Annotated in this window: 11 protein-coding genes; 5 read left to right on the top strand and 6 right to left on the bottom strand. The window is 37.8% G+C overall.

Going from position 1 to position 14,984, the window contains the following annotated elements; translation table 11 throughout:
• Positions 1 to 529: 529 nt before the first annotated feature.
• On the top strand, positions 530 to 1,681 hold the full coding sequence (locus KBP50_RS10875; RefSeq protein ID WP_050352538.1) for an MFS transporter: 1,152 nt from the start codon (positions 530 to 532) through the stop codon (positions 1,679 to 1,681).
• A gap of 107 nt (positions 1,682 to 1,788) precedes the next feature.
• On the opposite strand, the gene KBP50_RS10870 is transcribed toward KBP50_RS10875, so the two are convergent.
• Positions 1,789 to 2,583, bottom strand: a complete 795-nt coding sequence (locus tag KBP50_RS10870) for a DUF2268 domain-containing putative Zn-dependent protease (RefSeq protein WP_050352539.1) — start codon at positions 2,581 to 2,583, stop codon at positions 1,789 to 1,791.
• 118 nt (positions 2,584 to 2,701) lie between these two features.
• Between KBP50_RS10870 and KBP50_RS10865 the strand changes: the two genes are divergently transcribed.
• Positions 2,702 to 3,406, top strand: a complete 705-nt coding sequence (locus tag KBP50_RS10865; RefSeq protein ID WP_050352540.1) for a class I SAM-dependent methyltransferase — start codon at positions 2,702 to 2,704, stop codon at positions 3,404 to 3,406.
• Positions 3,407 to 3,623: 217 nt separating this feature from the next.
• Positions 3,624 to 4,148: a GNAT family N-acetyltransferase gene (locus KBP50_RS10860; RefSeq protein WP_236691428.1), complete on the top strand. Its 525-nt coding sequence runs from the start codon at positions 3,624 to 3,626 to the stop codon at positions 4,146 to 4,148.
• Positions 4,149 to 4,198: 50 nt separating this feature from the next.
• On the opposite strand, the gene KBP50_RS10855 is transcribed toward KBP50_RS10860, so the two are convergent.
• From KBP50_RS10855 to KBP50_RS10840, 4 genes are read right to left on the bottom strand one after another with little or no spacing between them, the layout of a single operon-like run.
• Positions 4,199 to 5,242 (bottom strand): C45 family autoproteolytic acyltransferase/hydrolase, encoded by a 1,044-nt coding sequence (locus KBP50_RS10855; RefSeq protein WP_076361899.1) that lies wholly within the window; start codon positions 5,240 to 5,242, stop codon positions 4,199 to 4,201.
• The gene (locus tag KBP50_RS10850; RefSeq protein ID WP_412768166.1) at positions 5,226 to 6,857 is read right to left on the bottom strand and encodes an amidohydrolase; all 1,632 of its coding nucleotides are present in this window, start codon (positions 6,855 to 6,857) and stop codon (positions 5,226 to 5,228) included. Before KBP50_RS10850 ends, KBP50_RS10855 begins: the two co-directional genes overlap by 17 nt.
• Positions 6,858 to 6,883: 26 nt before the next feature.
• Positions 6,884 to 8,395: a sodium:solute symporter family protein gene (locus tag KBP50_RS10845; protein ID WP_050352542.1), complete on the bottom strand. Its 1,512-nt coding sequence runs from the start codon at positions 8,393 to 8,395 to the stop codon at positions 6,884 to 6,886.
• On the bottom strand, positions 8,395 to 8,613 hold the full coding sequence (locus KBP50_RS10840) for a hypothetical protein (RefSeq protein ID WP_050352543.1): 219 nt from the start codon (positions 8,611 to 8,613) through the stop codon (positions 8,395 to 8,397). The genes KBP50_RS10845 and KBP50_RS10840 overlap by 1 nt, the downstream gene beginning before the upstream one ends.
• Positions 8,614 to 9,314: 701 nt before the next feature.
• Between KBP50_RS10840 and KBP50_RS10835 the strand changes: the two genes are divergently transcribed.
• Entirely contained in the window at positions 9,315 to 10,496 is a 1,182-nt protein-coding gene (locus KBP50_RS10835) for an exonuclease SbcCD subunit D (RefSeq protein ID WP_050352544.1), read from the top strand.
• Positions 10,497 to 10,538: 42 nt separating this feature from the next.
• Positions 10,539 to 13,631 (top strand): AAA family ATPase, encoded by a 3,093-nt coding sequence (locus tag KBP50_RS10830; RefSeq protein ID WP_050352545.1) that lies wholly within the window; start codon positions 10,539 to 10,541, stop codon positions 13,629 to 13,631.
• A gap of 349 nt (positions 13,632 to 13,980) precedes the next feature.
• On the opposite strand, the gene dpsA is transcribed toward KBP50_RS10830, so the two are convergent.
• Complete coding sequence (gene dpsA / locus KBP50_RS10825) at positions 13,981 to 14,853, bottom strand: dipicolinate synthase subunit DpsA (protein ID WP_076361897.1); 873 nt, start codon at positions 14,851 to 14,853, stop codon at positions 13,981 to 13,983.
• Between the last annotated feature and the right edge of the window lie 131 nt (positions 14,854 to 14,984).

Below are 14,984 nucleotides of genomic sequence, written 5' to 3'. Positions count from 1 at the left end.
TATCCCGCATATAAAGTGCAGTAAGATTCCTACTTCAAGGGTTAGAGAGTGTGTATGGAACAAGACTAAGCGGGAGACAACAGCACCTAAATGCCCTATTTCGTAAGCGCCCTTTAGGTCATACGATCATGTACTAACAAGCCGTTGAGGATGAATGAAACCCCCGCTGATCATTTTATATTTTCTATCGTACCAAAAAAGAGGGGAGGATACATTCATTATAGCTTAAGAAAATAATAAATGATGATAATGTATATAATGTATTCAGCGTGATACGAAAGAGGATAACAGTCATATATTAACTTAGCTAAAAGCCAAATCGTATAATTTTTTTGGATTACGAATACGTAGCTAACCGTACCGTTTTAGTCAAAGGAAAAAAATGTATAAACAAAACTAATATATTACCAATAAACAGTTAAAATGAAACATTTTTGTAGAAACTGTGACGAATGAACATTTTGCTGCTTTTATCATCGCTTTTCAGTTGAATTTAGGTATAATAGGTTGGAAAGCGAGGGATAGATGAGTGAAAAAGCTTTTATATTTTATTATTGTTGTTTCATTTATCGATACATTTATTCAATTACCGATTATAACTCCTTATGCAAAAAGTCTTGGTGCTTCTCATATGTTAACTGGTGCAATTGTAGCTGTATATTCACTAACCAATATGTTTGGAAACATTCTTGGGGGGCACTGGATTGACAAGTATGGAAGAAAACGCATGTTATTTATCGGTATGATTTCAGTAACGGTTATTTTACTATTATACCCATTAGCTGCAACAGGATTTCAATTGTTTATCATTCGATTATTACATGGGCTGGCTGGTGGGTTTTTAATTCCATCCGCATTCGCATATGTTGGTGATCAGACAAGAGCTGGTTCTAGAGGAAAGGCAATGGCCTTCACAGGCGCTGCTATTGGCATTGCTGCTATTGTTGGACCGGCAGTTGGTGGGGCTTTGGCAGCTCGCGGTCAAATAGAGTATGTATTTATATTAGTAGCAGGTTTATTTTTATTCACGTCTTTTCTAGTGCTTCGTTATATAGAGGAGTCTTTCGTATCTAGGGACAGGTCGAAGGTTCACGTGAAGCATTTTATACCATTATTAAAAAATCCTTTATTATTGCAGGCTTCATTAGCTGCGTTTGGATTAATGATTAGTAACGGGACACTAGCTTTTGCTCTGCCGTTAAAGGTAGAGGCGATTGGACTTGATGCGAGCGCGACAGGTGCATTGCTTAGTACATTTGGAATTATGGCAATCATAGTCTTTTTAACACCAATTAATAAAATTTATGACCATATGGAGCCTTTGATATTAGTTGGGACTGGGATTTTTATAATTGGTAGTGCGATGCTGCTTTTAAGTTATGTCACTATGTTCTGGACAGGCATCCTGACAATGATAGTATACGGTATAGGCTTTGCATTCGTGTTTCCTTCCATGAATCGAATGGTAGCAGAAAGCTCTTCTAAAATAGATCGTGGAAAAGCATACGGCATATTTTATGCTTTCTTTTCATTGGGGGTTGTAGCTGGGTCCTCTGTGTCTGGAGCTATTGCCGAATGGTGGGGAATACCGTTTATTTTCACGGCAATTGTTATGTTTATCATCTGTACAACTTTATACGTGATTGATCGAGTAAGAAAAAAGCTTCGCATTCATTTATAAAGAAATGAAAAGGTCATAAACAATAAAGCATCATAGACGTATCCGCGGAAGTAAAGCACTTTCTCCCGCGGATATTATTAAGCGGCGAAAAAAGATGAAACCAGTAATTAATCCCTTGGCGCTACAGTTTTTGTTTCTGCTATGTCCTCACTTTTAACTACAAAAAGCTCTTTCAAAGACAAGCCATGCTTGTTCGCATAGGTTCGAACAAGATATTCTCCAACACAATACCCCAGCATTTTTGGATAAAAATGGGATCCATAAAGTAAACGATAGTACTTATTTGTATTTACTTGGAGACCTTTTTCAGGCAAAAGATATTTCGTCCAAAAATGGTGTAGCACTTCATCCTTATATTTACCGATGTAACTAGCTGTATGCTCTTCTCCTAGCCGTTTAAAAACGGCATACTCTGCCATGCCTTCCAAAATAATTGTGTCCAATAGGGTATACTGTTTTTCTGGTTTATTACATTTTTCCAGACGGCAAACATGGTTGTATTCATGCGTTAAAAGTGCTTTGATTTCCATTTTTGTATTTGATTCAGATAGGAATAAGAAAGCTTTGTCCTTAAAGGTAAGCCCTGCTTTTCCATTAAACTCCTTGTGTAACCTGTAATTTGCTGCATCAGATGGGAAAATAAAAATAGGTGTTTCAGGTCCATTCCATTGATGCTGTAATTCTTTATAATCCATTGAAGTGATGTCCCAGAGGTCTGCCTTTAGCATTTGTTGAACCCGTACTTTGGATATCGCTGAACGAGTCATGCCAAATTTTGTTAGATGAGCAAATATTTCTTCTGCTTCAGCATTTGGAAAGTAATCCTTTACTCGTTTAGCTAGCTGGATCGGTTGTTTATAGTCTTCCAGCAGCCATTCATCTGTTCGAATAACTCCATGCATCGTTTCATCTCCTTTTCGAAAGATTCATTGCGATAGCATATGCATAGTGGAAAAAATATTGACCTTTCGTACCTCAACCAACGATGGTCACATATGTTAAACTATTGGAGGTGAAAGCATGAATTATTTGGATAGTTTAGCCAAACTTGGAATAGGTGGTGCACACCCTGGAGGACTAAAGTTAACGAAAAAAATATTAGTAAAGGAATCTATTGATCGCACAACGAGCTTACTGGATATAGGGTGCGGAACCGGACAGACAGCAGCTTTTATCGCTGAACACTTTCCATGTGCAGTAACAGCGATGGATATACACCCATTAATGGTGGAAAAAGCTATACAAAGGTTTAATACGTGTAATGTTCCAATTACAGTTTTTCAAGAAAATGTAGAACATATGCGTTTGAAGGAGCAATTTGACATCGTACTTTCGGAATCGGTACTCGCTTTTACAAATCTATCTAAATCGCTATCTTCTATTATGGAAGCTTTACAGCCTCATGGGCGGTTATTAGCTGTTGAAATAATGATAGATGCAAGCATGTCAGAGGTAGATAGGAATGTGATTGCCTCGTTTTATGGGTTTCGTGAGCTATTAACAGAAGCAGAATGGCGAGAAAAATTGATACAGGCAGGATTTAAACAAATTGATCTGGAACAGCCAGTCATAGACCCATTGAAGGTGGAGATAGATGAAGCTCAAGATTTTCATTTCTCAGAGTCACAAATAGATGAAGCAATCGAAATACTGCATCAGCATCAAGAACTTACCGAAATTTATCAAGAGGCACTTCAATATTGCGTATTTCGCTGCTTGCGATAAAGTGAACCCTCAATCAGTGGAGGAGGTGCTTTTACCTCCCACTGATGGTTATTACCAAAAGGAGAATAAAGGGCTCTGTATAGAATTAGGCATTTAGTCTTTTAGTAGATTCTTGATTTACTCTCCTAAGTTTCACGTTGTACATAGAAGGGGAGGATTTACTTCAGTTACATCCAAGCAACATAAAAATTGTCGAGTAAAGCGAGGAGGGTTGATTTTGCTTATACGAAAAGAACAACCTAGCGATTATAAGCAGACGGAAGATGTCATCCAGCAAGCGTTTCAAAATGTTGCCTATAGTAATGGGAAGGAGCATGAATTAGTACGTGCGTTACGAACGTCCAATGAATTTGTCCCAGAACTTTCGCTAGTTAGTAAGCAGGGCAAAACGATTACCGGACATATTTTATTTACTACGGTAGAAATTAAAAACGCTGGTAATTCCTTAATTGGGTTATCGTTAGCTCCGCTATCTGTATTACCTGAATATCAGAACCAAGGAATCGGCACGGCGTTAATTACATTCGGGTTAACAACAGCAGCGAGGTTAGATTTTTCTGTAGTAGTAGTTTTGGGACATAAGGAATATTATCCTAAATTTGGCTTTGTTAAGGCTTCTGCCTATAACATTAAGCCACCTTTTGCTGTTGAAGATGACTTATATATGGTAAAAGAATTACAAGCAGGTGTGTTAACTACAACCCAGGGTACTGTTCATTATTCTCCTGTGTTTATGCTATGATGAATGATGTATCATTTTATTATGACGAATTTGTACCGAATAATAACAGTTTAAAAATATTGGCAAGGTTTACCTAAAAACCAATAAAAACCGGCATCATTTAGATTCATGGCTATACTAAAAACCGTTTCTGTCTGCTCTCGTTCTGATAACGCAGGATTATGATGACGGCAGATCGAATTTGGATAATTGTCATGATTAGCTAGCAATTGGAAAAGGAATTCGTGATTGATAGATTTGTCTATTTGTGAGTCAATTAAATCAGAAAGTATGCACAGACGGTCAAAAGAGTCGGGTTTTGCAAACTCATCCATTGTTTTTTTCATTTTTGACGAACAAATGTGGTTCGTATGTTGAAGGGACCCGTTTTTGGGAAGTATTTTCTCGGTATATACTGGAGAGACCTCCACACTAATTATGTCTTTTGATTTAGATGCAATAAGAAAATGCGCTGCTGATGCAATTTGGTTTTGATCTATTCTGCTGATAGCTTCTTCAAAAGTGTGTGATTCAAGGATTGCCCTTAGCCCTAAATGAATGGGTAACTTCGCCTGCCACTGATTTGTTCTTAAAGCATTTAAACAGACGCCTATACCATGACTGTTATACCCTATTTTCCCAATGATACCTGCTTCTGTTATCATTTGAATAGTTGGAAGATTGTCTTGTACTAGCTCAAGATGAAGTATTGAATTTACTTGTTCTCTTTTCCAGTCCCAATTTTGTGCGAGCCATGTCTTTTCTGTTTTGGGTTGCGTAAGTGCGAATGAAGAGCAACCGTCAGGAGAAGTAAGTGCTATCTCACTTCTGCAATTTAATACTAAAATATCTTCAAACTCCACCTTTGCACCGATAGCTATTGCCTTCATTTCTTCCAAAAACGAAGGATAATGCTCTTTTACATAATTCACATGCAGTAAAGCTTGGTCGCATGCTTCATCCCAAGACGTTTCAGCATACTCTCTAAACATTTTTTCGTACGTTTGTAGGCTGTTTTTTATCTGTACTTCCGCCAGCTTTCCATGCTCATAACCAATGTCGTAAGGTGATCCAGCTAACGTTTGTTTTTTAATTTGCTTAGCTCTCTGGGACATATATCGCTTCTCCTTTGTTTTGATAAACTATCTTTCCATCAATCATTGTCCACTCTACTTTAGCTTCCAGTAAATCATTTACATGACTGTTCAGTAAGGAGCAATTCATTAATACAAGGTCTGCTAATTTTCCGGGGTCAATACTTCCTTTGATCTTTTCTTCAAATGATGCATATGCACCATTATAGGTATACATTCGTATTGCTTCTAATAAAGGAATTCGTTGATCTTCACCAATTATTTGTCCGGATTCAGACATTCTTGTAATTGCGCCATATAGCCCGCGGAACGGATCAACATCAGTAACAGGGCAATCAGAAGCAATTGCTGCTGGTATACCGGCTTTTAAATAATCGTTTAAAGGGTACATATAACTGGAACGTTCTCCGTAATCTTTTACGTAACCATCGCCGTACTCGAAGTGAAATGCTGGGTTTGGTGTAGGGACTACATGTTGTTCTTTCATTCTTTTTACTAAGTCAGGCGCTGCTACACCTGCATGCTCAATGCGATGACGAGAATTCGTTCGTGGATAGAGTCTGTTTGCTGTTTCGATGGTGGTCAGTAACATATCTATTGCAGCATCACCTTGAGCATGTGCAGTTATTTGCCATCCTTTTTCATGGGCTGGAATAAATAGCTCATCTACTTCCTCTTGCGAAAAATAGTGGATGCCATAATTGTTATGATCACTTGTATAAGGATCTCTTGTCCAAACAGTTGGACCACTACTACTACCATCTAAAAATAACTTAACAGGGCCAACTCTAAATTTCGTATCTCCTACACCAGTGGAAACGCCAGATAAAACCATATGTTTTACAACGTCTTGTGCATTGTTTAAGGCACCAACCATTGCATAAACTCGCTGTTGTATTGTACCCGACCGGGCATCTTGTTGCAATTTACGAAGATTATCCAGTCCATATCCTGTGGCATCATGAATAGAAGTTATCCCTTTTGCTGCAAACTCTTGAGAAGCGATTTTATGGGCTTCGCTTAACTCAGACTCTGAGAATGCGGCTTTAGCAAACATATTCATATGAGCATTTTCTATTAAAGTACCGTTCAGTTCTCCCGCTTCATTCTTTTCGTATTTCCCACCCATAGGATCTGGAGTATGTTTATTTATACCAGTTAATTGGAAGGCTTTGCTATTTACAACAGAAGCATGACCACATACCCGACCAACGATAATGGGATGATCTTTAGATACTGTATCTAATTCTTGTTTTGTCGGTAAGCGTTTATCGGTCATGTGATTTTCGTTGTAGCCGAATGCGCGAACCCACTCTCCTTTTGGTGTTTTTGCAACCTTTATTTTAAGCGCTTCTAACAGAGAAGAAATGGAATGTAGCTGATCTTGTTTACAATGAATAGAAAGTCTGTTAATTCCATACATAGTTATGTGCAGATGGGAGTCGATAAATCCTGGCAATAAAGTTTGGCCATGTAAGTTGACTATTTCAGTTTTGCTATCTTGTAGCTCTAAAACCTTTTCATTACTTCCTGTAGCTATTATTTGATTACCTCTTATAGCAAGTGCTTGACAAATATCATTATTCATATTAACGGTGATAATTTCTCCATTTATAAAAATGGTTTGTTTATTCAATAGTCTCCCTCCAGTATTAGATCTTTTTAAAGTTTAGATAATTTTGCACCGGATAATTCATTGCGGTTTTCTGTAAAAAGTTCCTCCGTCATATCAGGAAAGAAACGTTCAATCGTTTCTCCGGAAGCAGGTTTTGTGACTAATGATACAATGATAAATACAGTTATATTGATAGATAACCCCCAAATTCCAGCATGAATACCAAGCGGGTGGGGAACAAGGAAAGAGAATATGACAGTTACAATAAAACCGGTAAATAAACCCCAAAAAGCCCCATGTTTTGTTGCCCTAGGCCAAAAGAACATCCCAATAATTGCCGGAAAAGCTTGACCGATAAAACCGTAGCCAATTAATAAAATGTAAACAAGACTTGCTGGTTCCATAATAGAAATTGGAGCAATAATACATACCATAATAGGAAATATTAATCGTCGCGTCCATTTACCTGATGTTGTATCGTTCCACCTTAATAGTGGCTGTAAAATATCTTTACTGTAACTAAGAGCAGTTGCATGGATACAAGGTTCACTTGATGACATTGCTGCGGCCAAAGTACCAGCACCAAGTAAACCCGCTACAACAGCTGGCATATGATCAATAGCCAATTGGATAGCAATGGTATCTGGACTCGCTAGATTAGGGTATATGAAAATTCCGATAAATCCAACGACGATCATGGTGATTAAAACAATATAGAAAGTAGGTAGCAACGTTGCTGCACGTCTAATGGATTGTTTAGAAGAAGCACCCATCCATTGAATCCAATGCGTTTGCCAAATAGAAAAGACAGAGATTAAAATGGACGTCGACCAAAAGGTTACATTCATGTCGCTCACCCCTCCAGGCAATGTCAGAAAGGAAGGGATATCAGCTTGAACACGTTCAAAAATGGCTCGGAAGGAATATCCGCCAGTAAATTGTTGTGTTGCCCATAACCCAACAAACCAAGAGACAACAAACATTAAACCTCCTTGAAAGGCATTCGTAACTCCAATTGCTTTTAAACCACTTCGATATAAGTAGATGGAAATGACACCTAAGGATAAGAAAACTCCGACCCATTTGGGGATTAATCCATAGCTCATAACATGTAAAATATAAGCTGCTCCTGTTGTTTGTAATACAGCATAAGCTAATATGCCAATTGAAGTTACTATAGACGATAAAGCCCCCAATGCTTTACTTTCATAACGGTCAGAAATAGCTGAATATTGCGTCACATGTTTATACTTATAACCTAATTCCCATACTTTTGGACCAAAATACCAAGCAACGGTCCCCATATAAGTCAGGTATACAACGACGTAAAGTGCTGGCACACCTTTTGCGTATGCCCAACCGGGCGAACCCATAAACGTGTAAGCACTAACCCCGCCGGCGCCAATTAACAAATACATCATTACTGGACCCATACTGCGACTTCCTACACCCCAATTTTCAGTATCATTCATATTTTTCCCTTTACTTGCTCTTAAACCTAAAAGAATAGCAATAATCATATAAGATAATGTGATTAAAAGCGGCACATACATATTCATTAGCTAAATCCTTTTATTTTACTTACAAACCACAAGGTACCGGTTGTAAAAATAATAATGAAGATGGACCATACCATCATGATTGGCATTCCTAAAATGATGGAAGGTTTATTAAACAGTGGTATAAAAGGCCAATTACCAAGTGCAATAACAAATAAAATAAGTCCGAAGCTAAACCAGCTTTTCTTTGTCCTAGGGAGTTTGCATGTCACTTTCATTTAATCACTCCATTTCATCTATGTTTTTTATTTTATAGTGTAGATGAAAGGTTTAATTTATTCATTAATCAGAATGTTAAAATAAGATGTAAAAGTTTTACTGTGTGTCTACTTTTTCATCCATTAGATATAATAAGATTTAATCGCAGTTTCTAAAGAAAGTCTGTGTAAGGTGTCCAATCGCTGAGAACGTTATACGTTTAAAAAGAAATCGAGGCTGACACCTTCCATGCAATGGGATCATGATATAGTGTCGCGAGGACAGGAACCGTGAACAGCTCAAAGAAATAAGATCAACATTTGCAGTAGCTTAAGGTTTGATAGAAGCTACAAAATGACAACTGGTTAGATAATAGAAATTGATTTATACTAGAAAGTAGGACAAACCATTGATACATAGATGTACTTATACAAATTTTATCCCGAATGTAACTCGCAAGTCTCCCGCTTCAAGGGTTGAGGAAGATTCATAGCAGTCCAAGCGGGGGATAATGGCACTTGAATGAAATTCTAATTCATTCGGGGCAGATAAGATGTTGATTATTAGATGCGTATCGTGCAGAAAAGTGTTTTTGTTTTGCAAGGACGCCTGAGAACCTAAGTTTTGATCTACTATTTTAGGGGGAAAGATAATCCCCACGGATTGCAGATTTACTTTATATAAAATGTTGGTTTACATATTTGGGGAGGTAGTTTCATAGATGAAATTTTTTCATACTGCAGATTGGCATCTTGGTAAGCTTGTACAAGGTGTGTATATGACGAATGATCAACGATATATTTTGGATCAATTCATCCAAGCTGTCGAGGATGAGCAGCCCGATGCTGTTATTATTTCAGGAGATCTTTATGACCGTGCTGTTCCACCTACAGAAGCTGTTCATTTATTGGATGAAACGCTTGGTAAAATCGTATTGCAACTTAAAATCCCTGTGCTTGCGATTGCTGGTAACCATGATAGCCCGAGCAGGCTGGATTTTGGAAGCAAGATTTTGCGTGAGAATGGGCTGCATATTATTGGGAATCTTTCTAGCTCTATAAAACCAGTCGTATTGCACGATGCGTATGGAGAAGTCCATGTTTACCTTATTCCATATTGTGACCCGAGCATTGTTCGTAACGTTTTTGGTGAGAAGGAAATACGTAATCACAACGATGCGATGCAGACAATAATTAAACATATCGAAGCTAAGATGGATCCAAATGCAAGGCATATGTTTGTAGGACATGCATTTGTAACACCTTATGGGGAAAAAGAGGAAAACACAAGTGAATCAGAACGTCCGTTAGCAATAGGGGGCTCGGAATACGTGGAAGCTGAGCTCTTTCAACGTTTTCACTATACTGCCTTAGGGCATCTCCATCAAGCGCATTATGTAAAAGACCCAAAAATCCGCTATGCCGGTTCACCATTAAAATACTCGATTTCGGAGGAAAATCACCGTAAAGGGTTTTTTATTGTAGAAATGGATGAAGAGGGTAACGTTGAGATCGAAAAACAGTTGCTAATACCAAAAAGGGACATGCGAACAGTAGTAGGTTCATTAAGCGAACTTTTACAACAACCTATTAATGAAGATTATGTATTTATTAAGTTGACAGATGAAACACCTGTCCTTTCGCCGATGGAAAAAGTGCGCTCGGTTTATCCAAATGCGATGCATGTGGAGAGAAAGAGTTTCTTTATAAAACCAGAAGCTTCCGATCAAGAAAAGCCGATGGAGCGGACGAAGATGTCCGATCTGGAACTGTTTACAGCCTTTTACAAGGAAGTAAAGGGGCATGAACCAGAAGAAGAAACCGTGATGCTTTTCCAAGAAACCCTTAATGATCTTTTAACGGAACAAAACGAAACAAAAGGTATTGCTCGTATAAGCAACTAGATATGAATGTCAAGCTGATAAGATTGGGAAGGATGAAAAAAGTTGAAGCCGATAAAGTTAACCATGACGGCGTTTGGTCCATATAAGGATAAAGAAGTAATCCATTTTGATGATCTTGGAGATAATCGTCTATTCGTAATAGCAGGGAATACTGGAGCAGGCAAGACAACGATTTTTGATGCCATTTGTTTTGCTCTATATGGTGCTGCCAGTGGACAAGACAGAGAGAGCAATGCAATGCTTCGAAGTGATTTTGCAGAAGACCACGTTCATACAGCTGTAGAGCTCTTGTTTGATTTAAAATGCAAACAGTATCGGATTTTGCGACAGCTGGGGCATGTAAAAAAAGGCAATAAAACGAAAACAGGCGAGCGATATGAATTTTTTGAAATGACAAGTGACGGTGAAATACCTTGTGTAGATAGGCAAATTGTATCGGAGATTAATTGTAAAATGGAACAGCTTATCGGTTTAACACAGGATCAATTTAAACAAATTGTGATGCTGCCACAAGGCGAATTTCGTAAATTGTTAACATCACAAACAGAAAATAAAGAAGAAATTTTACGGCGATTATTTAAAACGGAAACGTACCAAGCAATTACGGAGCGACTGAAGCAAAAAAAATTGGCGACAGAAGAAGCTTTCAGGCAAGCAGACCAGGAACTAAAGCAATATATTGCTCAAATCCATGCTACGCTTCCAATTCGGGAAGAAGGGGCACTTTTTCAAACATTAGAGCAAGAAAATTATAATATGAATCAAGTATTACAAGGTCTTCAGGAAGAATGTCGTTATTATGAAGGAAAAATCATCACAGATAAAAAAATATATGAACATGCGTATCATATGCACGATAAAAAACAAAAAGAATTTTATCAAGCAACAACGATTAATGAGCGTTTTGCTGAGTTAAATCAGAAACAAGCACGTTTAAAAGAGCTTGAACTACAGGAAACAGCACATAGCCAAAAAAAGGGTAAACTAGAGCAAGCGGAACGCGCCCAAGGGATTATTCTATTGGAACAGCAAAGAAATGATTGGCTTCAAGAAGAAGAAAACAAGAAACGACATCTAACTGAAGCAAAAAGAAATAAACAGCTGATCGATGAACAGGTGAACCAGGCGAATATAAATTTTGAAGCAGAGGAAAAGCGTGAACCTAAACGTGAAGCCCTTAGTAAACAACTGGATAAACTAAAGGAATATTTGCCGATTGTAGAACAGATAGATAAAATGAACCGAAGCTTAATTGATTTGGAAAAACAAACCAACCAGGCTTCTGAAGCACTATATTCTATTGAACAGAGTCTTACAAAAAAAAATGCCCAGATGGAGCAAGTGGATAAGCAAATAAACCAGCTTGACCAATTGGTAGCAAAGCTACCTGATCTGCAGGAAGAATTAATTACGATGCGTGAACAATATAGGCTGGTGCGTGATTATCGTAAACTAATGGAACAGCAAATATTGTTAAAAAACGAGGCAAAGCAAAAACAAAAAACAGCTATACAGATGAAAGGAAATTATAACATACTGGAACAAGCATGGATGGATAATCAAGCAGTTTATCTAGCTGCGCATTTACATGATGGAGAGGCTTGTCCTGTTTGTGGCAGTGTAGACCATCCAAATAAAGCCACACAGCAGAGGGAAGCTGTTACAAAAGAGCAATTAGAAAAAGCTAGAAGAGAATTCGAAAGGCTAGATGGGGAGTATCGTGATGTACTTGGTAAATTAAAAGCGAATCAAGATGATGTTCGTGCAAAAACGACTGAATTAGAAATGCACCATATTGTCATAACTAGTGCAAAACAAAAAGAAGATCAGCTTGCCGCTGCTGGTAAACAGCTTAGTGCTGAGGTAGAGCAATTAAAGCAACAACGTAACCAGCTGGGAGAAAGAAAGCGCGAATTGGAAAAGCTACGCTCTAGCTGTAAAGAATTAGAAGCAAAGTACAAAGAACAGCAACAAAGAGATCATCAGCTAAAATTAAAATTAGCTCAAGAAGAAACGCTCTATCAGGAAAGAATTCAATTTGTTCCTGAAAATATGCGTATATTATCCGAATTAAAGGAACAATTATCTAAAACTCAAAGCAATCTAAAAAAGTTAGAACAAGCATGGGAAGAAGTGCAAAAGCAGCAGCAAAAATCCAAAGAAGAGCAAATGAAAGCTAGTTCAGAGGTCACTCATGCAAAAAAGCAGCTAGAAGAAGCGATACAAAAACGTGACAAGGCAGTGACTCAGTTTATCCAGGCGTTGGAAAAGGAACATTTTTATTCAGAAGAGAGTTATCAAAAAGCAAAAATGCCTGAATCTGAACGGTTAGCTTTAAAAGAAGAGCTCGAACAATATGACCAAACTAAATCTATGTTACGTGAACAGGTCCAGGAATTAAAGAATGTGTTAACAGATAAACATCAATTCGATTTAACTGTCATTCAAACCGAATTAAATCATTGGAAAGAAGAATATGAAGCGGCTTTAGATAGGTTGAATAAGTCCAAGCATTATGGGCAGGAAGCACAAGCATTAAAGCAATATATTCAACAAGGGATTGAAAAAACAACGGAGCGTGAACGTAGGCTGCAACGGATAGCTGATTTATACGATACCGTACGCGGGCAAAATAATCGGAAAGTATCGTTTGAACGCTACTTGCAGATCGAATACTTAGAACAAATTATTGCTGCGGGAAATGAACGATTAAAAGAACTGTCCAATGGTCAATATGTCTTTATACGTAGTGATCGTCAGGAGTCACACGGCAAACAGAGTGGTCTTGCCCTTGATGTATACGACGCCTATACAGGACAAACAAGGGATGTGAAAACTTTATCGGGGGGAGAGAAGTTTAATGCCTCCCTTAGTTTAGCGCTTGGAATGTCAGATGTTATTCAAAGCTTTCAAGGTGCAATTTCAATTGACACGATGTTTATTGATGAAGGTTTTGGTACGTTGGATGAGGAAGCATTAAATAAAGCAATTGATACGTTAGTCGATCTGCAACGATCTGGTAGAATGATCGGGATCATTTCTCATGTTCAGGAATTAAAGACTATTTTTCCAGCTGTCCTGGAAGTGTCCAAGTCCAAAGATGGATCGAGCAGAACGAAATTTATCATTAAATAATGTTATTCTAGTCTTTTTGGTCATCTAAGAGATGAGTAAAAGAAGTGCTCCGTTAGAAAAAGGCGATAATAAGAACATCACTTTCGGTCTGCAAGGTGATGCTGAGTAGAACAAGTGGAAGTTCCATTGCTAGTTCAATGTTTGGTTTTATTCAATGGATCGTCAGAAGAGAATAAAAAAACCGTTTGGTTGACGTTTTACTTTGTACAATGATTTTCAGAGTAGACAGATCAATAATAATGAGCTGTCTACTTTGAAAAAATGTTACCTGTATTTATATAGATGAAATCAATTAGCATCTGTCTAATTGGATTTTATCTACTCTATAAGTCTTCTTATCCTGGTGCTCTTACTCGTTATTAAAGCTATCAATAAGCACTTTGGCAAGGATTTTTCCAGCTGTCTTTGGAGCTGTTTTTCCTGGTAAACCAAGTGCATGAATAGCTTTTATATGATGCTGTTTCGCACAAGCAGTGTCTACGCCTCCAGGTTTTGAAGCAAGGTCGATAACTACAGCAGAAGGGGACATATTACCAATTAGGTTTTCATCGATTACTAGTTTTGGAATCGTATTTATACAAATTGCTATGTTACCAATGACCGTATTTAGTTGGTCGGTTTTGATTGCAGTTAGTCCCATTTCGGTAATCCTAGCCAGGTCAGCGCTATTTCTGGCTGCTACATGTACGTGAGCGCCAACAGCATGAAAAAGACGCGCTACTGTTTTTCCTACTCTGCCAAAACCTAGCACACATACATTACTGCTATGGATGGTTTCCTCTGTTGCTTCAATCGCTAACTTCAATGCTCCTTCTGCAGTTGGAATAGAATTATAAATGGCAACGTCGTCACGATCAAATAATCGTACCATTTTTCGATTTGCAGCTAAGCAAATTTCTCGTAAATAATCATTCGCAGTACCCGTATAGATCGTGCAGTGTTTAGGTGTGCAGGAAAGGATTTGTTCTGTAAGAAAAAGCGACTCATCCGCATAGGTAATTTCTACTTTTCCTTTTTCATCTGTTCCTGCAACTGGCAATATGATCGCATCCATCATAGAAAGATTGGTATGCTCTAATTCGGTATGTTTAACATTATGTTTTTTAAATGACAGGTGATGGAAGCCGATTAAATAAAGCTGATTGTCCGTACGTGACAATGATTCTATTACATGTAAATATCTGGCGTCGCCGCCCATAATGAGTATATGACGCATGTTCATATTACGGTCTCCTTTTTGTAGAAGGTATATATGAGGCTATTAGATAAATCATATTAGTATAGAAAGGTCCTAATTTGTTTTACAATAAAATTGTGTTCACTGTATAAATTGTATGATAAAAAAAGATAATT

Source organism: Virgibacillus pantothenticus, from assembly GCF_018075365.1.
GTDB lineage: Bacteria > Bacillota > Bacilli > Bacillales > Amphibacillaceae > Virgibacillus > Virgibacillus pantothenticus.
This window is presented reverse-complemented; position numbering and strand designations above follow the sequence as displayed.